This is a genomic window from Psychrobacter sp. TWR1-1-1, assembly GCF_049895865.1.
In the GTDB taxonomy this organism is placed as follows: Bacteria; Pseudomonadota; Gammaproteobacteria; order Pseudomonadales; family Moraxellaceae; genus Psychrobacter; species Psychrobacter immobilis_A.
Genome location: NZ_JAFCTE010000009.1, coordinates 69,304 through 92,226, shown reverse-complemented (window position 1 = coordinate 92,226; position 22,923 = coordinate 69,304). Strand labels below are relative to the sequence as shown.

Genomic DNA, 22,923 nt, shown 5'->3' with positions numbered 1-22,923 from the left:
CGTTAATGGTTAATTATGGCAACTATCCGCGTCATTCACTATCTATTCTCTTACTAAGCTTGTTTTGGTTTCGTAAGTGAAGCTGCTTAACCATGCTTTAGCTGGCGTGGACGGAAACCAGTGGCTAGTAATACCACGCCATAAACCAGTGCTCCCACGGCACACATAATGAGCAAAGCGGCGATACGCCGCCACTGCGCATCATCGCTAGGGAAATAAGGCAGCATGACATAAAGTACGCCAATCATAGCGCTGGTCGCAATCGCAAACTGGGTGAATAGTTTTCTCCAATGACTGCCAAAGCGGAAAATATCACGTTTATGTAAGAAGTAATATAATAAGCCTGCGTTAACAAAGGCCGCGCCCGTGGTTGCTAATGCCAAGCCGCCATGTAGCGGAATCTCTAAGAAATAAAATATACCGATGAAAATGACACTAAAAATCATGTTGGCAAAGACAGAAATGATACCGATTTTTACGGGTGTTCTGGTATCTTGACGGGCAAAAAAAGCAGGGGCAAAGATTTTAATAAGCATAAAGCCTAAAATACCACCAGCCATACTACGTAATGCGAGCGAACTCATCTGAGCATCGCGTAAGGTAAATTCACCGCGCAAAAACAGCGCTTGCATCAGTACATCGGCAAGTATAAACAACGCTGCTGATGCAGGGACACCGACTAAAATGATTAAGCGTGCCGCCCAATCGATGGTCTTTTTAAAGCTAACATCATCTTTTTGCGCCTCACTCTTTGATAAACTGGGCAAAATGACTGTACCGATTGCCACGCCAATCAAGCCTAATGGCAGCTCACTCATACGCTCTGCGGCATACAGCCAAGAAACCGAGCCACCAATCATTAATGACGCAAAAATGGTATTGAGCAGTAAATTAATCTGAGTGACAGAGACGCCAAAGATAGCAGGCAGCATGAGTTTTAAAATACGGCGAACGCCTTCATGCTGAAAATCGACCTTTGGTGCGACCAGCAGCTTTTGTTGCCATAGCTGCGGCAGCTGTAGTAAGAATTGCAACAATCCTGCGATAGCAACCGCGTAGCCTAGTGCCATGATAGGAACATCGAACATAGGAGCAAAAATTAGCGCGCCACCAATCATACATAAGTTCAATAACACGGGTGCAAAAGCAGGCGCAGCAAAGCGTCCGTAGCTTTGCAAAATACCACTGGCAAAGGCGGTCATAGAAATAAATAGCAAATAAGGAAAGGTCAAACGCAGTAATTCAGCGGTAATAGCAAATTTACCTGGTTGGTCGGCAAAACCAGGCGCGAATAAAGTCACGACCCACGGTGCCATTAAAATAACAACGACGGTAAGCATCGACAAAATTAACAACAGAGCGCCTGAAGTACGACTGACTAAGATTTGTACCTGCTGCAAACTATATTTTTCTTTGTATTCGGACAGTACAGGGACGAAGGCTTGACTAAAAGCACCTTCTGCAAATAAACGCCGCAAAAAGTTTGGGATTTTGAAGGCGACTAAAAAGGCATCCATCAGACCACCAGCGCCAAAGACGCCTAACAATACGACATCGCGTACCAGACCTAAAATACGAGACAGCATGGTCATACTACTGACCACCATGGTTGAACGAAATAACCGACTTTTTGCCATGAGAACCTATTGTGCTAATTTGTTTAATGAAGGTTGTTTACTGATGGTTGTTTACTAAGTTGCTGCTATCAAAAAGCTGACGGATTATAGCATTTTCATAATCGAGATAAATGGATTGGATGTGGAATATAAAATGATAAAAAATCGTTGATAAGTAGCGATAATTTTTTAATTGCGACAATCAGATTAAGAATTAAATAGTTTTATAGATGTCATTTAAGAGAATAAATAGCTCGGAGCGTTTATCAATCATAGATTTTCTATAGTTGGTCGTATCATTTGGGTCGAAAGGGATATGTACGCATTCTACTCTTTTTTTGAAAGATATAACTGTCTCGCCATATTCTCTAAGCTTAATTTGAGCGTTGCTATAGCCAAATAGTAGTAATAAAGATTCCGCTTTCGTTAGCTCACTAAAGCTGTCGAATAATTTATTTTGAGCATCTAATAATCCATTAGATTTAGGAAGCGAAGAATCTAAAACTAACCTGCGCCGCCAGTCAGTGGCGAATGCCCAGTAATTCAAAGTGATACTATTAAAGTTCTCTACTTTTTCTGCAACTTCTTTTAACATCTCAAACTCGCATTCTATTTTAGCTTTTTTAAGCTCATTACGATGTTGTGTTGAAGATAATAGAAAAGCAATAACGCCTGCTATCAATGCGCCCAAACCTATTTTCACTGCTGAATCGACCACTTCAATCCAAGTCATAATATTTCCAGTCGATGGTTAATAATTATTAAAGTTAAGTGAGTCTTTTTATTTTAATAGAGCGGCGACCATCTCACGTAATTTTGCCCATTCAAAATAATCACCAGGATCTGTTTTGCGACCAGGGGCAATATCGCTATGACCTGTCAGATGACGACGAGTTTTGGGATAGGCGGCATAAATGGCACAGACTATTTTTGCAAGTACCTCATATTGTTCGGCGGTGAAGGACACAAAATCAGACCCTTCAAGCTCAATACCGATGCTATAATCATTACATTCAGGGCGACCCAAGTAGCTAGAGCGTCCAGCATGCCACGCGCGCTCATTAAAATTGACAAACTGAGTAATCGTGCCATCACGCTCGATAAATAAGTGAGCCGAAACCTCCGCGCCTTTAATCGTTTGAAAATAGGGATGCGCCGCCCAGTCTAGCTGATTGGTAAATAATGCTTTAACGTAATGGATGCCGTCAGCATCAGACGCTCCGAACTCGTTCGGAGGTAGGCTGATATTATGAATAACAATAGTATCAATACTCATATCTGTTGGTCGCAGATTGCAGTTTGGTGATGGAAGGTATGTGGCTGCAGATAATCTGCCATCGTTAATCGTTATGGGCGCTATGGACATAATATTCTCTTTTTTCATGATATTAATAAGTGGGCATTGACCGCTGGTTGCTAGCCATTTTTATCAATTAATAGCCATTCTGACAGTAGCTACCTTGAAAACAGTAGTTTTGATAGTAACAACTTTGATAACAGCCACTTTGACTAAGATATTTCAATGATCTAGCTCTTATATGGTTTTTGAGGTTATTTTAGTGGACGATCCAATCGGCATTATCAACCAGCCATCAATCACGCTATCGGCGTATGAATAATAACGTGCGAGGTTTACCCCATGTCTCTAAAGCCTAGTTTTTTATCTGTAGATTGTACCCTAACTACTATGAGTCAACGAGCGCGTTTACCACTTGCTATTGCAGGATTGCTACTCTCTGCACAAACGCAAGCTTTTTTGCCAACCCCAGCATCATTAGTAACGACAGGGGCATTAGCGCCTACGCCGCAAGCTGCTGCAATCGCTAATAATACGCCAAATAATGACGCTCCAGAAGACACCCAAGGGCTAGAAAAAAGCAACGCTGAGCAATTATTAGCCAAGTGGCGTGAGCAAGCAGCAACACAAAATTTAGCCCAAGATACGACATGGCGACGTTTATTATATTTCTTTGATGATCAAAAGAATTTGATTGGTAAGAAAAAAAACACCAGCATGGTTGATGAGGCCGACTTTTTTTTGAGTGAGCATGGTCGGCAAGACTCGAATGCCGAGCTTGATGCGTTACTCGTCGCCCTCGCTAATGCGGTAGCGACAACGAATAATCGTACTGTCAAAAAAAATACTGCCAACAGTTCAGTATTATGTCGTTTCCCAGCGCGTGTACAATGGTTGACTGATACATTAAACATTGATAAGGCGGCGCTACAAGTTGACTGTCCGGAGTTGAATGAATGGATGCAAAAGATTGCCCCTGAGCAGCTATCCATCATGTTTGCCCAAGAGTATTTAGACAATCCTTTATCAGCCTTTGCTCATACCTTATTGCGTATCGACTCAAAAGCGAGCGTGGCTGATCCGAGCCAGATTCATCACGCGGTTGCGCTGAATTATACAGTTGGTGGTAATCCAAAAGACAATTTTGTGGTGTATGCCATCAAGTCAATGACCGGCGGTTATGACAATCTCATTGAAATTGATCCTTATCCAGCAAGGCTGGCCAAGTATCTGCAAGAAGACGAGCGTGATGCATGGACGTATCAATTGGATTTGACTCCAGCGGAAGTGCAGCAGATTATGTTGCACGTTTGGGAAACTAAAGATTTAAAATTGCCGTATTACTTCACCACAGATAACTGTGCGTCTGAGATTTTACGCTTAATTGATGTGGTGCGTCCGCAGCAGCAGTTATTGAGTCAGCTGCCTTATGCGGTTATTCCCTCAGATGTCGTGCAGTTGCTTGATGATGAAGGCTTACTTGCCAGCACCAACTATACTCCTGCCGATAGCACTTTACGCCAAGCGCAGTTGAATAAGGTTAAAGAGCAGCGCGAGCAATTCGGCTATCACAACAGCGCAAAACAGACGATCAATGAGATTAAATCTGCCCAACTCAATGCGGTTTCGAGTATGTCAGCTGATGGACAGACGTTATTGCAGCCTAATATAGCGGTATCAGATAACAATCCAATAGACAGACATCCACTGCAACTGGCTCATATGGGACTAGGGCAGCGCGGTGATAATAACTATATCGATTTGGGCTTACGAGCGGGCTATCATGATATTCTCGATCGTCCCTCAGGATTCCCACAGTTTTTTGACTTAGAAGGCGCATCTGCGACTTTGCGCCTGTACGACACCGATAATGACAAAGCCAATCAGCCAAACAGTGTGGTTTTGCAAAATGTGACATTGATTCGTGGGCGCTCATTTAATCCGGTCAATTCTGCCAAAAAAGGCAAAACGTGGGGCGCTAGCATCGAGGCGACGCGTGTGAATGATGGCTCCCAGCAAGACGGTCGCGATCATTTAGTTGGGAGCTTGGGCTATGAATCAGGTTGGTCATGGGCATTTGGTACGCCTCGCACAGGTACAGGCGAGATGCCGCCGCAGCTATGTTATACCTTTTTGTCCGGCACAGCGCAAGCAGGGCGCAGTATCAATAAAGGCTTTCGCGTTGGTGCTGGCGTCAATGCAGGCTGTCGTTATCAGATTAACAATCAGTTACGCGCGCAGGCTGAATTGCAACTGCCATATTGGTATCATGGCAGCAGCGATGAGTCTAATGCCCGTGGTCATTATTGGCAGCCGATATCGACATTAGGGCTGCAGTACGATATCGATAAAAAACAAGCGTTACGCATTAATGCCAACTACGAATGGCAAGATCGTGTTGATGCCAATGAAGACGTACAGCTGTCGTACAGACGCTATTTTTAACACTTATTACTGAAAAAATGTATAGGTTATTAAAAAAATGTATATGCAGTCATTAGAAATGGTGTTCGAATAGAGGATAAATGATGAGTACGCAAAATTTATTGATTATCGGTCAAGGTGATATTGGTTTGCCAGTCAGCAACCAGCTGGCACAGGACGGCTTGAATGTCACAGGTTTGGCTCGTGGTGAGCGCCATCATTACTCTTTGGATGCTAACGCTGAATTTATGCAAGCCGATGCATTGACTCTGACGGCTGAGCAGCTGCAAGATTTTACGGCGATAGCAATTATCGTTACCCCCGATGATTATTCGACCAGTGGCTATCATAATAGCTACTTAGCAATTAGCCAGCATTTGGCAACGCTTGCGGACAAACTTACCAACCTTTCACGCATTGTTTTTATTTCATCAACGGGTATTTATGGGCAAGATAATGGCGAATGGATTGATGACAATACCGCGCCTGTGACGCCAGAGCGTGAAGCCTCGCAAGTGATATTGCAAGCAGAACAAGTCCTGCAACAAGGTTTTGGGGATAAAGCCATTATCATTCGTCCAAGCGGTATTTATGGACGCGCGCGTCTCATGCGTTTGCGTAAAGCCCGCGAGCCACAAAAGGAAGCAGTGGCAGCCGCGCATTGGAGCAATCGGATTATGGATCGCGATTTGGTCGCTATCATCGCTAACGTACTGACTATCGATGCGCCCAAGCCCCTTTATATTGCTACTGATTATGCGCCAGTCACGACTTTTGAGTTGGGCGTTTGGTTAAGTCAGCAGATAAATGAAACGCCTCCTGCTCTTGACGATAAAAAAGTAGCGGTTACGGGAAAACGCTTGCACAGTAATATTCCATTAGCTTGGTTGGCATATCCTGATTGGCAAGTCGGTTACCGTGATATTTTGCGTCATCAAGAACAACATCAAGAGTAATATACCAGTTTGATTTAATTAAAATTGTTTTTATATTTTATAGCTTATGGAGATTTCATGACCCAGCCTTCCACTTCTGACACTCATTTACCCAGTACTGATATTACAGCAGTAGGCGGTACAATTTCAGAAGGCAATGCTGAGCAGTCGTCTATCTTGCCAGATAGTACTCAACCTGCGATTGTACATCCTAATTTTGACCCGAGTCGCTTGGCACTTGATCCTGCTAGACCCTTGAGCGATATTCCAGAGCCTGCTAGGCGTCTAAATGGTCAATTGCAACGACTCTATGGACGCTCTGCGCGTTTTTATCAGCCTAAAGAACACAGCTTGTCAAAATGGTCGCTGATTGCTTCAGAAGTATTGGGCGAGCATCTGTCATTATTGCGGGCAGCAGAGCTTGTCGAGTTTCCAGACAGCTTTTATCACAATCACAGCGCGCAACCATTATTATCATCATTAAATGGTATGACTTTGCTCGACATGGCTGATATTCAGCAGGCGCTTCGTGCTTATCCAAAACTGCATCGTTACGGTTTTATACTGAATGGCTCTTCTGTAAGTACCGATACGAGCGTTAGTAGTAATGCTAAAAACACACAGGCTTCTTTCCGTGCATTGACCAAACGGTATAACCCAGATGAGTTGCTCAACAGTGTTTATGCCGAAGATTGGCAGGTGGTGTTGCAGCCGCAGCAATTTGAGACAGGCGAGGGCAGTTTGGCTACTGACATTATGGCGTGTAGCGTTGCTGTCCATGCATTGAGGCAGTGCGAGACACGCAAAAGTATCAATCACCGCTACAGCGCCGCGCAAATCTGTCAGCACATACGCAGTTATCTGCTGAGTCAAATCATTTGTGAGCCATCGCAGCGTCATGCATACCGTCAAATACGCATTTTTACAGGACATGTTATTGTTGCCGCGTATCATTTAGGTTGGGAGATACAAGTGAGCGATGACGGTCAGTGTTATTTTAATCTCTCATCGCGCAGTGGCCTATTGACTCGTTATCCTAACATGCAGGATTACGACATCAATGGTTGGTCAAGCTGATCAATAATGCGTACAATAACGCCAAATTTTTGCTCTTCTTTTTGTCAATAGGAACGCTTCCATGCTTAATGCCTCAATGCCTAATGCGCAACACCCTTTTTTTTCCTCACATCAATTTATCCAACTGGCTTTAGACAATCAAGTTCTCAAATTTGGCGAGTTTGTCCTCAAGTCTGGTCGCATCAGTCCGTATTTTTTTAATGCAGGCTTGCTGGCGTCGGGTGAGATGTTGTCGTTGCTGGCATGTGGTTATGCTGATGCCTTAGCTGAGCAAATGGTGGCTAGTCATAACGGTACAGATGAGCAGGAGTTGGTAATCTTTGGCGCAGCGTATAAAGGTATCCCTTTTGTGGCAGCAACTGCGCAAGCCTTATGGATTCATCATGGTATCAATGCCAAGTGGGGCTATAACCGCAAAGAAGCCAAAACTCATGGCGAAGGTGGTAACTTAGTAGGCGCTGACGTTAGCGGTAAAGCAGTCTGGGTACTCGATGATGTCATTACCGCTGGTACAGCGATGCGAGAAGTGGTTGAGATTTTAGAGCAAGCAGGCGCTAGCGTTGCTGGTATTATCGTCGCCCTTGACCGTAAAGAAAAAGGTCAGGCTGAGCATTCTGCTATTCAAGAGCTGGCGTCAACATTACAAGTCCCAGTACGCGCACTCGTCGATATCGATGATTTAATCAGTTATTTGGCGGATGACCATGGCGTACAAAGCGGCCAGCATAAAGATGCGGCTCAACTTGCTAAGATGCAACATTATCGCGCACAGTACGGTGTATAGTTGGGCACTGAGTTTGAAGCGGTTCTATATTAATAATATAACGTAAGTGAGTCTTGTTATGAGCCAAGAAAATCAAAAAAAATCGTTAAACATACTCGTCATTATGGATCCTATCGAGCAGGTTAATTATAAAAAAGACACGACCCTTGCGATGATGTGGTCGGCGCAAGACCGTGGGCACAGCCTTGGCTACTGCCAGATTCATGACTTGTGGTTGGATCGTGGGCAACTGATGGTTGATACACAGCCAGTAACCGTCAAGCGTGACCCGGATAATTTTTATACATTAGGGGATAAAGCGACAGCACCAATCAGCGATTATGATGTGGTTTTGATGCGTAAAGATCCGCCTTTTGATATGCGTTTTATTTATGCAACTTATATGCTTGACCATGCCAAAGCCGCAGGCGTGCTAGTGGTTAACGATCCGCAAGCGATCCGTGAGTGCAACGAAAAGCTATTTGCCACGTGGTTTAGCGATTATATGAGCCCAACGATTGTGACCAGTAAACAGGCGCATATTCGCAAGTTTATCGCTGAGCAGCAAGATGTCATTGTTAAGCCATTAGATGGTATGGGCGGTACAGGTATTTTCCGTTTGACTGCAGATAGTCCAAATATCGGTGTCACGCTTGAGATTTTAACCGAGCTTGAGACATTACCTATTATGGCGCAGCGTTATTTGCCAGAGATCAAAGAAGGCGATAAGCGCGTGTTGATCGTTGATGGCGAAGTGGTTGCTTATAGCTTGGCGCGTATTCCTACCAAAGGCGAGACCCGTGGTAATCTGGCTGCGGGTGGTAGCGGTGTTGCGATGCCGCTCACCGATATCGAGCGTCAGGTGGCAGAAGTAGTCGCACCGATTGTCAAGGAAAAAGGTCTCATGTTCGTCGGGCTAGATTTAATAGGTGGTCGTATTACTGAGATTAATGTCACCAGTCCCACTTGTGTTCGTGAAATTGATGACCAATGCGGTACGGACATTGCGACAGACTTTATTATCGCCATTGAAAATAAATTAGCAGTTTGCGCAACGCTGTAAGGATAGAGTGATTTATCACTAAGCTATGCGCACAATACTTAAAAAACAGTATGCTAAGATAGTTCGATAAACGGCATCTTTGAATAGCCTATAAAAGCTGATAAAACGGCATTAATAAATGACGCTTTTATGGTTTCACGATAGTATTTATAACAGCCAAGTCGCGAGTGCTCACGGCTTGGATTTTTGTTATTCACAGTGCAGAAAGTTCTATATGTCAGACAACGATTTACACTATACTATGCGAGATTTTATAGGGTTGTTATTTGCTGATGACTGAAATGATTATAGGATAATAAGTCCTTCATATAAATAAAAAAAAGATAGGCAGGCGTTCATGAAAGCACCGCATATATTAATGATGGCCGCGGGTACTGGCGGGCATGTGTTTCCAGCGCTAGCAGTGGCTGAGGAATTGACCCAGCGTGGTGCGGTTATTCATTGGCTAGGAACGCCAAATGGTATGGAAAATGGCTTGGTTGCACCGACGGGCTATCGTTTTCATGCTATCGATATGCAAGGGCTACGTGGTAAAGGAGTCGGGCGTTTATTAAAGCTGCCGACAACCTTATTGTCAGCGACGATGGCTGCTATAAAGGTGATTCGTAACAATCAAATTGACATAGTCGTCGGTTTTGGTGGTTATGTGACTGCGCCTGGTGGGATCGCCGCCCGTCTGACCAATACACCCTTGATTATCCATGAACAAAATGCCATTGCAGGGATGAGTAATCGCTACCTATCCAAGATTGCAACTAAGGTGTTGCAAGCATTTGAGGATACCTTTGCCAATAGTGCACAGGATACTAAGCTTGAAACGGTTGGTAACCCAGTACGCAATGCCATCACTGGTGTCTCTGAACCGACGGTGCGTTATGATGTTAATGACAACTCACCGCTCAAATTGTTGGTCGTGGGTGGCTCACTTGGTGCACAAGCCTTAAACGACACTGTACCAAAAGCGCTGGCATTGCTCAATCAGCCTTTTGAAGTGCGTCATCAATGCGGGCGTAACAATGAGGCTGCCACACAAGCGGCTTACGATGAGCAAGACTTGAGTATGCACAAGTTTGTGGTACAGCCTTTTATCGACGATATGGCCGCCGCTTATAATTGGGCAGATGTTATTGTTTGCCGAGCAGGCGCATTGACGGTTACGGAAATCCAGAACGTTGGTATTGCCGCAATTTTTGTACCGCTGCCGCACGCGGTAGATGACCATCAGACTGCTAATGCCCGCACTTTAACCTCACACGATGCGGCGATTTTGTTACCGCAGTCTGAGTTGACAGCGCAGCGTTTGAGCAATGAGCTTGCTGCCCTTAATCGAGAGAAGTGCCTAGCGATGGCCAAAAAAGGCCATGCCCTTGCCAATCGAAGTGCGAGCAAGCAAGTTGCTGATATTATTTGGCAAACGCTGTAGCCTATATTCTTATAACTGACTGTTTTTATTATCAATTATTTTGATACACTAAATTGTATTAGCCTTTAATAAAGAGAAGCCCTATGTCTAACCCTGCGAAAGCTCTACCTAAGCGTTTGATTGAAATACCAGAAATGCGTCGTATTCAGCATTTGCATTTTGTCGGTATTGGTGGCTCGGGGATGTGCGGTATCGCGGAGGTGATGAACAATCAAGGTTATCAAGTAAGTGGTTCTGATATTGCTGAGAGCTTAGTGACCAAACGTTTGGCACAGATTGGTATTGATATTGCGATCGGTCATGACTCCAAAAATATTGCCAATGCTGATGTCATCGTTGTATCGTCAGCGATTGATCGCAGCAACCCTGAAGTAAAAGCGGCATTAGAAGCGCGTTTGCCAGTGGTACGCCGTGCCGATATGCTGGGCGAGTTGATGCGTTATCGTCACGGTATCGCTGTTGCTGGTGCTCACGGCAAAACCACGACGACCAGTTTGTTGACTACCATGATGGCAGAAGGGCAACTCGATCCTACCTACGTGATCGGCGGTAAGCTGAATGCATCTGGTAAAAATGCTGCACTGGGTAGCAGTCGTTTCTTAGTGGCAGAAGCCGATGAGTCTGATGCATCGTTTTTATCGTTACATCCGATGGCCGCGATTGTCACCAATATCGATCAAGACCATATGGAAACGTATGAGAATAGTTTTGATAAATTAAAAGCCGCTTATATTCAGTTTTTACAAAACATGCCATTCTATGGTTTGGCGGTGGTCTGCGGTGACGACCCAGAATTGTATGCCATGATTGATGATATTGGTCGTCCCGTACTGACCTTTGGACTTGAGCCTTTTAACGACGTTCAAGCCATCGACTTGGTAACGGAAGGTACTAAAACTCACTTCACGGTACTGCGCCGTGACCGTGAACCTTTACGTTTGACTCTCAATATTCCTGGTACTCACAACGTTTACAATGCACTTGCTGCTATTACCATGGCGACTGATGAAGGGGTGGATGACGAAGCGATCAAACGCGCTCTGCAAAAATTTGAAGGCGTTGGTCGCCGTTTTGAGCAGCATGCTTCTGTCAGTCTTGATGATGGTAATGTTTTATTGATTGACGATTATGGTCATCACCCAAAAGAAGTCGATGCCACCATTAAAGCGGCACGTCAAAGCTTCCCTGAACGTCGTTTGGTAATGATGTTTCAGCCGCACCGTTATAGTCGTACCCGCGATTGCTTCGATGATTTTGTCGAAGTACTCTCCAGCGTTGATGAATTATTATTATTAGACGTCTATTCAGCAGGTGAAAGCCCAATTACTGGTGCTGATACCAAGTCATTGGCGCGTAGTATTCGGTTGCGCGGTGAAGTTGAACCGACGATTATTGACAAGGACAATTTAGCTCCTGTCATGCAGCGTTTATTAAAAGCCAATGACATGCTCATTACTCAAGGTGCAGGTAATGTAGGGCAGATCGCTGTCGACTTGGCTGCCAATAACCTTTACATTAAGTAAGCTAAAAAATTCTAGGAACGATCTTCATGACGACTGATACTAAAGAAAATACCAGCACTCAAAATTCAGATAATTTAGAGAGCAATGATGCCACTCTAAACACGACGACCAGTGATGCAAAAGATGCCAGACAGTTTGGTAAAGTGGCGGTTGTCTACGGCGGCAGTAGCAATGAACGCAGCGTGTCATTAGACAGTGGTGCTGCCGTATTGCAGGCGCTACAAAACCAAGGCGTTGATGCCACTCATTTCGATCCTAAGCATCAAGACATCACAGAGCTACGTGAGTATGACCGTGTGTTCAACGTGTTGCATGGTCGCGGCGGCGAAGATGGTTTGTTGCAAGGTGTGCTGCAATGGTTTGATATTCCGCAGACGGGTTCAGGCATTCTGGCATCAGCGCTGGGTATGGATAAGGTTCGTACCAAGCAATTGTGGCAGGGTTGTGGGTTAGCAACCGCGCCATTTTCATTGTTAACAGCTGAAACTGACTGGCAGCAAGTGGTCAACATGCTAGGTCTACCACTTATTATCAAGCCCGTTCATGAAGGCTCCAGTATTGGTATGACTAAGGTCAACAATCTTGACGAGTTGCCAGCGGCTTATGCAACGGCGGTACAGTGCGGTGATGCAGTTATGGCTGAGCGCTGGATTACTGGTCGCGAGTTTACAATCGTCATTATCGACGATGAATCTTATCCAGTCATTCGTCTTGAACCTGCTGATATTACCAACTTCTACGATTTTGAAGCCAAGTATAATCGTAATGATACCAGTTACTATATTCCCTGTGGTCTGAGCGCTGCTGACGAAAAGCATTTACAAGATCTGAGCCTTGCAGCGTTCCGTGCCGTTGATGCCAAAGGCTGGGGACGCATCGATGCTATGCAAGATGAAGCAGGCAACTTCTGGTTGCTTGAAATCAATACAGTGCCAGGCATGACCAGCCATAGCTTGGTTCCGATGGCAGCCAAGGCTCAAGGCATGGACTTTGATGCATTGTGCTGGCATATTTTAGCGCAGACATTAGAGTGACTGGTATAGCAGTTATTGCTTAAACAGTGATTTAGCAATGCTACTTTTTAACATTGCTCATTTTTTAGTATTGTTCATAATGCTATTGATATTTATTAAGGCAGTTGTCATTAATAGGCTGTCTTAATAAACCAGTGATAAAACTTATGAATGATTAGAGTTAAATTTTTCTTATAGCCTGAGAATACTACTAGACTAGAACGGGTTAATGTATCACTAGAGCTGCTATACCACAGCGTCATGTAAACTTGTGTAAATTCGTTGTCACTAGTAGGGGTTAAGCTATTGTTTAACCATAAAATACGTTAATATTGTAATTATAGGTCTGTTTTAGTGATATTTCTGTTTTCTATGAATTTAGCCCATAAGTTATTCATAAATTAAGAAAAATGTTACGTTTAAATGAGCATTACGTTTAAATGAGCATAATGTCATCCTATAAATCGTTTTAGTAAAATATTTTGATAATATGTCAACTTAATAGGCTTCTGCAAAAATATGCAGAGTTACATTTATAAATAGCATGATCAGTTTTATGCAAATATAGGGACAAAGGTCGTTATGGCTCAAACTGTCAACGAGGTAACTGACTTGATGAGTGATAAAACCCGTCGCCCAAACTCTAAGTTCCAAGTACCGACTTCGCTCAAATATTTTTTTATGGTATTGGTACTAGGGTTGCTCGTACTGATATTGATAATGGGTGGAAAATCGTTGCGTGATGCACCGCCAGCTTCTATCCATGTGAATAATCAGGGTTTAACAGTTACCCAGTATCGCGCATTGCAACAGGTTATGAATCAACAAAAGGTAAGCAGCTTTTTTACCTCTGATTTGCAAGCGTTAAGAGATATTACGACGGGTCTGGCTTGGGTTGATCAGGTCAGTATTTCTCGTGATTGGCAACGGGGCATAGTCGTTACTGCATTACCTAAGCAAGCGGTTGCTAATTTTGGTACAGAGCGTTTGGTGGATGCAAAAGGTGCGGTTTTTGTCCCTGCTGATAGTAAAGATCTGACGCAAGAACGCTTCGCCACCTTACAAGGTGAGATAACGCAAGCCCCAGTTATCATGCAGCAGATGCAGCAAGTTAACGACTGGTATGCGCCACTTGGTATGCAAGTCGAAGATATTATTCTGTCACCAAGAATGACTTGGCTGATTCGTTTTGACAATGGACTGCGTGTGATTGTTGATAACGAGAATACTGCGCAAAAGCTGCTGAGTTTAAGTCAGCTGCTCGGCAATCAGTTAAGTGAGCGTCGAGGCGAAATACAGTCTGTAGATTTGCGCTATAAAAATGGTTTTACCATTGCTTGGGATATGGCACAGCCAAAAATTGATGAAGCAAAATAACAATAGATAGCATAAACAAAAACTGGTTAGCATTTTAGTTTGAGCTATTTTGATAGTTTGTAGCACAGAATATACAACATCATAGCGTGTTGATAACGCTTTTTTTAATGATCTAATGGAGACGTCATTTGGTCTCCTGTTTAGCGATAATTTGTCTGGTACCATGAAAAATACTGAAAATCTGGTTGTTGTCCATCTAAGTGCCACGGCAGTCTATGTCGTCATTGGTAACGTTGTCTCTGCAAAAGACATCCGTATTCTGGGCGTGGGACAAGTCAAAAATAGCGATTTTTACCAAGGTCAAATAAAACACCGTGAACGTCTACAAGGTGCTATTAAACAAGCCATTCAAGAAGCAGAAGATACTGCCAATTGCCGCGTGCACAGTGTGTGGTTGACCTTAGCGACACCGGAATTATCGAGCAAAAATAGTGCAGGCGAGGTACGTGTAGAAGATGAGGCGGTACGTGCCAAAGATATGGTGCAGGCGTTGTCTAATGCCAAGTCACGCGATCTATCTTCAGACTATTATCTAATGCATTGCTGTCAGCAGGGTATCTATGTTGATGATCAAGATTTCATGGTGGATGATGCGATCGAAATGATGGCGCATAATATTACTGTGATGTACCACATGATGATGATGCCCGTTGCTAGTCGTCAGAATATCCAAAAATTACTGCAAAGCTGTGATGTTGGTATTGACCACATTGTATTTGATGCAGTGACGAGTGCTGAATATAGTTTGATGAGTGACGAGCGCCAGCAAGGGGTCTGTTTGGTAGATATTGGTGCTAGTACGACCAGTATTTGCGTTTATAAAGAAAACAAGCTCATATTTACCCATTGCATCGCGACAGGCAGCCACGAAGTGACGATGGATATCTCAGCTGATTTTGGTATCTCCATGATTGAAGCTGAAAAGCTGAAAAAAACCCATGGTACTGTCGATGTCAATAGTGTCGATCCTAGCTCGTTCTTTATCTTTAAACCGCAAGGAACAGGTGACGAGATTAATATTGGTATCTATAATCTAGCCCGCATTATAGAGGCGCGCTATGTGCAGATATTTACGGAAGTTGCTCGTCAATTGCATGAGGCTGATCTCATCGGCTATATCGACAAAGGTATCGTACTCACAGGTGGCGGTACAGCGATTAAAGGTATGATACCCTTTACCAAAAAATTGCTCAAAATGCCCGTAGTATTAACCAACACTCATCCTGCTATTAGTGCTCATAATCATTTTGATAATGATGAGTCATTTAAGCAGCTAAACAGTCAAGTGAATGATCGTGCTTATCAAACGGCATTTGGTACACTATTATATAGTCAAAGCGAGCAGTTTCGCCGTAGTGAAAAAAGCGAGCCTGAAGCGATTCAAAAAAATCGAGTCACTGGTGTTTTTCAAAGTGCAGGGCAGCGTTTTGCTAGTGTACTCAAAAAGATATTATAATCTGTTAGCAAAACATACTTATATTAAGCAGCATAAGAGTATGCAGCTATATAATAGGCAAGAATACGAAAAGTAACACCCTGTACCATACTGGCATATTTTGGCTAGCACAATTATCTAAGCCATTGCCCTGTTTTATTTAAATACAATTATATATAGTAAGTCGATAGCGCGCCATATAAGTGTGTTACCAAGTATCGACCATCACGCTATCTGCAACTGGAGAAACCTTTTTATGTCAAAATACACCATGCCAGATGATAACCAGCCTCAAAATAACGGCCAAGCAAGCTTCACTGTATTCGGTGTTGGTGGTGGTGGCGGTAATGCGGTTGAACATATGGTACAACAAGGGATTAGAGGTGTAACGTTCGTCTGTGCTAATACGGATAAACAAGCGCTTGATCGTTTAACTGCACCGCATAAATTACAACTTGGCGCAAAAACGAATCGCGGTTTGGGCGCAGGGGCGAACCCAGAAGTTGGGCGTGAAGCAGCAGAGAGCGAAGAAGAAGCCATCCGTGCATTACTCGAACATTCAGACATGGTGTTCATTACTGCTGGTATGGGCGGTGGTACGGGTACGGGTGCAGCGCCTGTGGTTGCTCGTATTGCTAAAGAAATGGAAGTGTTGACAGTTGCCGTCGTGACTACGCCATTTAAGTTTGAAGGTGGCAAACGTATCAAGGCTGCTAAAGCTGGTATTGAGCAATTGACTAATTTCGTTGATTCTATCATTACGATTCCGAATGATAAGTTGATGAGTGTCTATGGCAATATCTCTATGCAGGATGCTTTTAAAAAAGCGGACGATGTGTTATTACATGCAGTTCAAGGTATTGCTGAAACTATTGCTAGTGAAGGTATGATCAATATCGACTTTAACGATATCCGCACTGCTATGACTGCCAAAGGCCATGCAATGATGGGTATCGGCCGTGCTAGCGGCGATGATCGTGCGCGTCAAGCAACTGAGAAAGCCATCAGATCACCATTACTTGATGACTTGCGTTTAGAAAATGCAAAAGGTCTGTTGGTTAACGTAATTTCTTCTGAATCACTCTCATTAGATGAGATGAGCAAAATCAGTGTTATTGTCGAAGAAATTACAGATATTGACGATGCACATATTTTCTATGGTTCAGTGATTGATGAAAAAATGGGTGATGACTTACATGTCACTGTTATTGCAACGGGTCTGACGTTAGATGAAAACGCTGGGCAAGAGCCAGAAGTAGTCGAGGCACCAGTTCCTTCTGTCAATAGCACTCAGCCTGTTGACCCTAACGTGCATACCAGTGCTTTAAACAGCCAGAAGCAATCGCAAGCTCAGATGTATCAAGAAACGGCTAGTGCTACTCGCTCAAGTGCGCCTCAAGAGCAGGCGAAAACCAAAACCAATAGCATTCAAGACTATCTAAAACGTCAACAAAATAAATAATATTTTCAGATTTTTAGATCCAAAAAAAGCCAGTACTAAGTTGCTGGCTTTTTTGTGCCTATAGAAAATGTCCATATATTAGCAAACTGATTCAGCTATGAGCGCGCTCTATTTATAAGAATCGCCTCTCGATGCGAAAATCATCATTAATAAATAGGCGTATAAAACAATTTATGATTGTAACATTTGGCTGTTATTTCCCTGTGTTAACAGAGGCAGTGTGATCAATGAGACATGAAAACCATCAAAATTTATTGACGATAAGTGTTATCAATCAAGGAGATAAGGAAATTAGCAAGTTTTAACTATGGCGAACTAGGGGCGGGTAATGATACACTATGGCAATTGTAACAAAATATGTGAGAAGACAGCCATGAACCAAAGAACCATAAAAACTGCGATTGCTGTTACAGGTATTGGTCTCCATAGTGGTCAGCCTGTTGACTTAGAGTTTCATCCGCAACCTATTGATACGGGTATTGTTTTCGAGCGTTCTGATATCGAAGGCAGCCAGCCGATTCCAGCCAGTGCTTTTTTAGTACAAGATACTATGATGTCGTCAAACCTAGTGTTTGGTGGCACACGTGTGGGGACGGTCGAGCATTTGCTTAGTGCCATTGCAGGACTTGGCGTGGATAACCTTTTAATCCGTGTGTCGGCCTCAGAGATACCGATTATGGATGGTAGTGCCGCTCCTTTTGTAGCGTTGCTGCTTGACGCAGGATTCTGCGAGCAAGACGCTTTAAAGAAGTTTATAAAAATCGTCAGACCTGTAAGAGTAAAAGTAGACGATAAATGGGCAGAACTGCGTCCTTATGAAGGGTTTGAGCTAAATTTTGAGATTGATTTTGATCATCCTGCTATCGACAAAGATTTTCAGCATGCACAGCTGCAGTTTTCGACGCAAAACTTCATTGAGCAATTGAGTTCAGCCCGTACTTTTGGATTTTTACGAGACATAGAAGCCTTACGTCAGAATAATTTGGCGTTAGGAGGCAGTATGGATAATGCTATTGTTATTGATGAGGCAAATATTCTTAACGAAGAAGGTCTGCGTTTTAATGATGAGTTCGTTCGCCATAAAATTTTGGATGCTTTAGGTGATTTATATTTGATTGGCTATCCGATTTTGGGTCGCTTTAATGCTTATAAATCTGGTCACGCATTAAACAATTTATTGGTACGTGAGATACTATCTGATCATAATAATTTTGAAATTGTAACTTTTGATGACAATGTAACCTGTCCAATTCAGTATTTACCTCTCGAAGGTTTGACTGTTGAAGGATGAATACAGGAATATACACGAAGTATCGAAACATTTACGCAATATTACATAATCCGGCTGTAATTACATTCTAATAATATTCGTTTTTTTGAATGTATTGTTTAGATTATTTTAACAATTCTGCTCTAGAGTAGAGAATATCAAAGCTGTGGATAGTTTTTCAATCATCTGTTGGTGACGTTCATAATGTGAACGGAGCTAGCAGGTGATTTTTTTTGTTTGCACCATTACAAAATCGCAGCGTTATCAGCTGATTTTTACGGTTTTGTTTACACAACTTTACATAGTAACATTAATAATTTCAATGATTTGCCAGACGTAAAAGTGCTTTTTTGAGATTTTCATCAGTGGTGACATGCTCTGCGGCCTGTGATATAGTCCGCTTTGTGTTTTGGCTAAGCGCCTGATTTTCATTGGCTTTACTAGATTTTGACAAAGTTGCTGATACTGCTGATAGTTGTTTAGATGAATGATTATCAGCTGAATTTTTAGCGACGACGACGCGAATTTGCTTGAGTTGTTTAAATGTAATTGACTGCTCTGTTAAGACTTGCAAATAAGCGCTCTGCAAATAGCGAATATGATTGGCAGCAGTCATTGAGCCCACACTGAGTATTAATTGCTCGGAGGTGAGGCCTACGACCCAACAGGTATTAAGAATTTCTTCAGGTAGACAATCTACCAATAGCTCTTTTACCTCGTTGGTTGCTTCTATGTATAGCCGCATATTGTCAGCAAGCGTTCGGGGTAGTGCGCTACCAGCAAAAGCTTGATGGTCGATAAGTTGGGCAAGCCGATTTGGCTGTTTTTTTGACATCGTGATGACTCATCTAATAGGTGACAAAATCGATATTCATAATTGACATGCTAAAGGCAATTGATACTGAACGATTTGCGAGACAGTGAACTAAGCGGAATATGGTATTAACTGATAATACCAGCATTAGTCACTACAGAAGAAATAGCGGGCTGTTTTAACAAGGATTTTATCATGTTTTGTAATGATCATCTCCTCTAAACTAATTGATGCTTTGTCACGGATGACGAGCGGTTTTGTATTAACAATAGGTAGTAAATTTATGAAACAAGCTTTATTAATTTTGTCAGTATTGGGAATGGGTATAGCACAGACAAGTGGTGCTGTCGAAACAACCTTTCAACCAAATAATACCTTGAGTCATACCATCACTAACATCTCTGCTTCTGCGAACTACGGTTCTAGCCGCAATATCTATAGCACTAACAGTGGTGCTCATGTATATAGCAATGATGAGATCAGTCAAGCCATTGATAATTTAAGTGCGCATGCCAAGCAAAAAGAATATCAACTTGCTTCGCTTACCAGCCGTTTGTCTTATGAGCAGCGTCAGCAGCAATCAAGCCGCGCTCCTGATCGCAATTCTGCTCCTGCGATTGCAGCGGCAAGTGCATCGCGAGTAGCATTATCTAGAAGCTCTGGCTACTGTGCTCGCTATGTACGTAAAGCGCTACAATCAGCAGGTTACGAATTTACGCCTAACCCTTCAGCTTATCAGTATGCCTCTCGCGGCACACTTGCTCAAGCAGGTTTTACCAAGATCAGTAATGATATGCAGCCACAAGTGGGTGACGTCGTTGTCTATAATCGTACGTCAAACCGTCCACATGGTCATATCCAGATCTTTGATGGTAACGATTGGGTATCTGATTTCCGCCAAAACAGCATTAGCCCATACAGTGGCACTTACAGCTATACGACATGGCGTGATTCGCAATATGTCGATGATGCATCAGACCGTGGTATTTACCTCGCGATGGCTGACAAATAATAGCCAGTTAGATGTAACCTAAGTTAAAAGTTTTCTCCAAATCCAGTAATGCTCTTTATAGCGTTGCTGTTTTTTTTTGCGCTTGGAGTTGTGATGCTTAAGTTAAAAGTAGAGTTAAAGCTCAAATCTCGACCAGTGGCTACGATTGTGAAAGTCAGGCGGGGAGGCGTGGTTTGGGGCAAAATATAAAGCAATCTCACCAAACCATAAAATAACGCAAGGGTGTATCTGCTCAATCACAGTATTTGCGATGACGTACTGCTTATTAGGTCGTTGGATTAGTGGTACATTAAAGCTGCGCTCATAATGATGAGGTCTATTTGCGACTGATGGGTCATTAAATAAAGGATTCTCCACGTACCTTAATGTTGGCTTTACATTATTTATCCAATTAATAGACGCGCGCGCTTGTCCATCAGCTGCATATAAGGGTGTTGGCGGTAAGGTGGCAGGATTACGATAGCTCTCAAATTGATATAGCGCGTAACGACCGTCTGGATTGGCATTAATCTCGATATAGGGTGTTGCCTTTTGAGCATCCGTTAGATTTTCATCATTTATCAGACGACCAGTGATAAAACACTCAAGGCAAGTCTCTTCCCACAAGTAATCATCGAATCTTACTTGCGCTTGCTGCCACATTGACCAGTTTAGCTGCTTTGCTAGTATTTGGCTGGGCAGGGTGAGTTGATAGGTTAGCTGTAAGTGGAGTGATGGCTGTCGAATAATCTGAGCACGCACATTTATACAGATGCGCTGCAACTCATCCACTGTTACACCCAGTTGCTGCGCATCGTTTACTATGGTTTCGGTGGCCACATAGAGATTGAATGATTGATTCATAGTTTAAGACCCGACAATGAAAATATAGAAGTAACCATAAGAAAAATTGTACCGACTAAGCGAGCTAATATTACACGCTAAGTAAATTTAAAACGAGCAGACAACATAAAAGCCGCGAGCAAGATGCATCGCGGCTTTTACATTTATCGTCACCATTTGGCTATGATTTGAGTTGATATGCATCACATCACTCAAACCAGCTGGTCATCACATATTATTATGCATGACGCGCTAAGTTAGACAATTTTGGGTTGGCGTTTGGATTTTTACGTAGTAATAATGCCATACGGCCAATAGAATGAACCAAAGACGCGTTAGCCGCTTTGGCAAGTTCCGCACCGATGACATCGCGCTCTTCTTTTGTGCCAGCAGGCAGTTTTACTTTGATAAGCTCATGATCTGATAGCGCGCGATCAATCTCTTCAGTAATGGTTGGGGTAATACCTTTGTTGCCAATCATGACGATAGGTTTGAGGTCGTGACCAATGCCTCTTAGGCGTTTGATGGTAGCGTTATCGAGTTGCATAGAATTCCTAGGTGTTGGTAAAAATAAAAGACAGTGCTATTAAGAGCAGTTGACGACCATTATAGATAATCTGTGGTCATCTTGCATGAGATCAGCAGGATTTTGCACGATTTTACGTGATGAAAATGTTAAACTGAATATTTGGGCACATTATAAACGCTACTGTCTGATAAATCAGTGTTTTAACCAATAGAATTTAGTCAGTTTAAGACTGCAAATGTAGAAAAATCTTGATTGAAAGCATATTCGAATGAATTTAAACCATATCGAAAGTGCTTCATAAATCTTTTAGCTACTTCAGTAATATGTATGAATATTTTGCAAAGCAATAGGAGCAGGTATTTTGGCCACGCGTATCGAAAATAAAAAACTGTCAAAGAGTAGTAGCGCTTGGATGAAAGAGCATATTGACGATCATTATGTGCAAAAAGCGCAAAAAGATGGCTATCGTGCCCGTGCCGCCTATAAGTTATTAGAAATTAATGAAAAGACCAATATTATTAAAAAAGGCATGACGGTTGTAGATTTGGGCAGTGCTCCAGGCAGTTGGTCTCAAGTGGCAGGTCAGCTAGTAGGCGAAAAAGGCATTTTGATTGCTTCTGATATTCTGCCGATGGATACATTGCCTGATGTGACCTTTATTCAAGGCGACTTTCGCGAAGCAGAAGTGTTTGATGCGATCATGGCGGAGGTTGGGGATAGACAGGTCGATGTAGTGCTGTCCGATATGGCACCAAATACGGCAGGAAACAGCGCAATCGATCAGCCACGTATGATGTATTTATGCGAGCTGGCAGTGGACTTCGCGCTTGCAACCTTACCAGAAGGTGGCGCACTTATTATGAAAGTGTTTCAAGGTGAAGGCACACAAGAATTACGCAAGCAGATGCAGCAGGATTTTAGTAAAATCCGTAGTATTAAACCAGGTGCGTCACGACCACGGTCAAAAGAGATGTTTTGGATAGCGATTAAATAATCATAACGTCGTTATTTCACAGCCATTGTAAGCGAGATAATGTGTCACCATAACATAGTCTCATGAGCGTATTG

The 22,923-nt window shown here is 42.9% G+C and carries 20 protein-coding genes; 14 read left to right on the top strand and 6 right to left on the bottom strand.

The window, feature by feature from the left end; genetic code table 11:
- Positions 1-86: 86 nt before the first annotated feature.
- The 3 genes from murJ to ampD form a co-directional block, all read right to left on the bottom strand.
- Positions 87-1,637 carry a murein biosynthesis integral membrane protein MurJ gene (gene murJ / locus ACP69U_RS10010; RefSeq protein WP_426138455.1) on the bottom strand — a complete coding sequence of 517 codons (1,551 nt, stop codon included), beginning with the start codon at positions 1,635-1,637 and terminating at the stop codon, positions 87-89.
- 193 nt (positions 1,638-1,830) lie between these two features.
- Positions 1,831-2,349, bottom strand: a complete 519-nt coding sequence (locus ACP69U_RS10005; RefSeq protein ID WP_198329480.1) for a hypothetical protein — start codon at positions 2,347-2,349, stop codon at positions 1,831-1,833.
- A 48-nt stretch (positions 2,350-2,397) separates the two neighbouring features.
- Complete coding sequence (gene ampD, locus ACP69U_RS10000; protein ID WP_426138454.1) at positions 2,398-2,982, bottom strand: 1,6-anhydro-N-acetylmuramyl-L-alanine amidase AmpD; 585 nt, start codon at positions 2,980-2,982, stop codon at positions 2,398-2,400.
- Between the two features lie 273 nt (positions 2,983-3,255).
- Here ampD and ACP69U_RS09995 point away from each other — a divergent pair, with 273 nt between their 5' ends.
- From ACP69U_RS09995 to lpxC, 12 genes are all read left to right on the top strand, one after another.
- Positions 3,256-5,358 carry a DUF4105 domain-containing protein gene (locus ACP69U_RS09995; protein WP_426138453.1) on the top strand — a complete coding sequence of 701 codons (2,103 nt, stop codon included), beginning with the start codon at positions 3,256-3,258 and terminating at the stop codon, positions 5,356-5,358.
- Positions 5,359-5,441: 83 nt separating this feature from the next.
- Positions 5,442-6,293: an SDR family oxidoreductase gene (locus tag ACP69U_RS09990; RefSeq protein WP_426138452.1), complete on the top strand. Its 852-nt coding sequence runs from the start codon at positions 5,442-5,444 to the stop codon at positions 6,291-6,293.
- A gap of 57 nt (positions 6,294-6,350) precedes the next feature.
- On the top strand, positions 6,351-7,349 hold the full coding sequence (locus ACP69U_RS09985; RefSeq protein ID WP_426138451.1) for a hypothetical protein: 999 nt from the start codon (positions 6,351-6,353) through the stop codon (positions 7,347-7,349).
- Between the two features lie 61 nt (positions 7,350-7,410).
- Positions 7,411-8,133, top strand: a complete 723-nt coding sequence (gene pyrE / locus ACP69U_RS09980) for an orotate phosphoribosyltransferase (protein ID WP_426138450.1) — start codon at positions 7,411-7,413, stop codon at positions 8,131-8,133.
- Between the two features lie 58 nt (positions 8,134-8,191).
- On the top strand, positions 8,192-9,175 hold the full coding sequence (gene gshB / locus ACP69U_RS09975) for a glutathione synthase (RefSeq protein WP_426138449.1): 984 nt from the start codon (positions 8,192-8,194) through the stop codon (positions 9,173-9,175).
- Positions 9,176-9,512: 337 nt separating this feature from the next.
- Positions 9,513-10,598, top strand: a complete 1,086-nt coding sequence (murG, locus tag ACP69U_RS09970; protein WP_426138448.1) for an undecaprenyldiphospho-muramoylpentapeptide beta-N-acetylglucosaminyltransferase — start codon at positions 9,513-9,515, stop codon at positions 10,596-10,598.
- An 83-nt stretch (positions 10,599-10,681) separates the two neighbouring features.
- On the top strand, positions 10,682-12,121 hold the full coding sequence (gene murC, locus ACP69U_RS09965) for a UDP-N-acetylmuramate--L-alanine ligase (protein ID WP_201540480.1): 1,440 nt from the start codon (positions 10,682-10,684) through the stop codon (positions 12,119-12,121).
- Between the two features lie 26 nt (positions 12,122-12,147).
- Positions 12,148-13,155, top strand: coding sequence for a D-alanine--D-alanine ligase (locus ACP69U_RS09960; RefSeq protein ID WP_426138447.1), 1,008 nt, complete (start codon positions 12,148-12,150; stop codon positions 13,153-13,155).
- Positions 13,156-13,716: 561 nt separating this feature from the next.
- Positions 13,717-14,511, top strand: coding sequence for a cell division protein FtsQ/DivIB (locus ACP69U_RS09955; protein WP_426138446.1), 795 nt, complete (start codon positions 13,717-13,719; stop codon positions 14,509-14,511).
- A 163-nt stretch (positions 14,512-14,674) separates the two neighbouring features.
- On the top strand, positions 14,675-15,967 hold the full coding sequence (ftsA, locus tag ACP69U_RS09950) for a cell division protein FtsA (RefSeq protein ID WP_198329470.1): 1,293 nt from the start codon (positions 14,675-14,677) through the stop codon (positions 15,965-15,967).
- 235 nt (positions 15,968-16,202) lie between these two features.
- Positions 16,203-17,408, top strand: coding sequence for a cell division protein FtsZ (ftsZ, locus tag ACP69U_RS09945; protein WP_045454113.1), 1,206 nt, complete (start codon positions 16,203-16,205; stop codon positions 17,406-17,408).
- A 373-nt stretch (positions 17,409-17,781) separates the two neighbouring features.
- A complete protein-coding gene (lpxC, locus tag ACP69U_RS09940; RefSeq protein WP_055124715.1) occupies positions 17,782-18,699 on the top strand; it encodes a UDP-3-O-acyl-N-acetylglucosamine deacetylase in 918 nt (305 codons plus the stop codon).
- A 298-nt stretch (positions 18,700-18,997) separates the two neighbouring features.
- On the opposite strand, the gene ACP69U_RS09935 is transcribed toward lpxC, so the two are convergent.
- Positions 18,998-19,513: a hypothetical protein gene (locus ACP69U_RS09935; protein WP_055124714.1), complete on the bottom strand. Its 516-nt coding sequence runs from the start codon at positions 19,511-19,513 to the stop codon at positions 18,998-19,000.
- A 262-nt stretch (positions 19,514-19,775) separates the two neighbouring features.
- Between ACP69U_RS09935 and ACP69U_RS09930 the strand changes: the two genes are divergently transcribed.
- A complete protein-coding gene (locus tag ACP69U_RS09930) occupies positions 19,776-20,504 on the top strand; it encodes a CHAP domain-containing protein (protein ID WP_045444182.1) in 729 nt (242 codons plus the stop codon).
- A gap of 114 nt (positions 20,505-20,618) precedes the next feature.
- Here ACP69U_RS09930 and ACP69U_RS09925 read toward each other — a convergent pair whose 3' ends face one another.
- Together ACP69U_RS09925 and ACP69U_RS09920 are read right to left on the bottom strand one after the other, a co-directional pair.
- Positions 20,619-21,347, bottom strand: a complete 729-nt coding sequence (locus ACP69U_RS09925) for a hypothetical protein (protein WP_426138445.1) — start codon at positions 21,345-21,347, stop codon at positions 20,619-20,621.
- 217 nt (positions 21,348-21,564) lie between these two features.
- Entirely contained in the window at positions 21,565-21,873 is a 309-nt protein-coding gene (locus tag ACP69U_RS09920; protein WP_045444184.1) for a YhbY family RNA-binding protein, read from the bottom strand.
- A gap of 343 nt (positions 21,874-22,216) precedes the next feature.
- Here ACP69U_RS09920 and ACP69U_RS09915 point away from each other — a divergent pair, with 343 nt between their 5' ends.
- Positions 22,217-22,849 (top strand): RlmE family RNA methyltransferase, encoded by a 633-nt coding sequence (locus ACP69U_RS09915; protein ID WP_045444188.1) that lies wholly within the window; start codon positions 22,217-22,219, stop codon positions 22,847-22,849.
- The last annotated feature ends 74 nt before the right edge of the window (positions 22,850-22,923 follow it).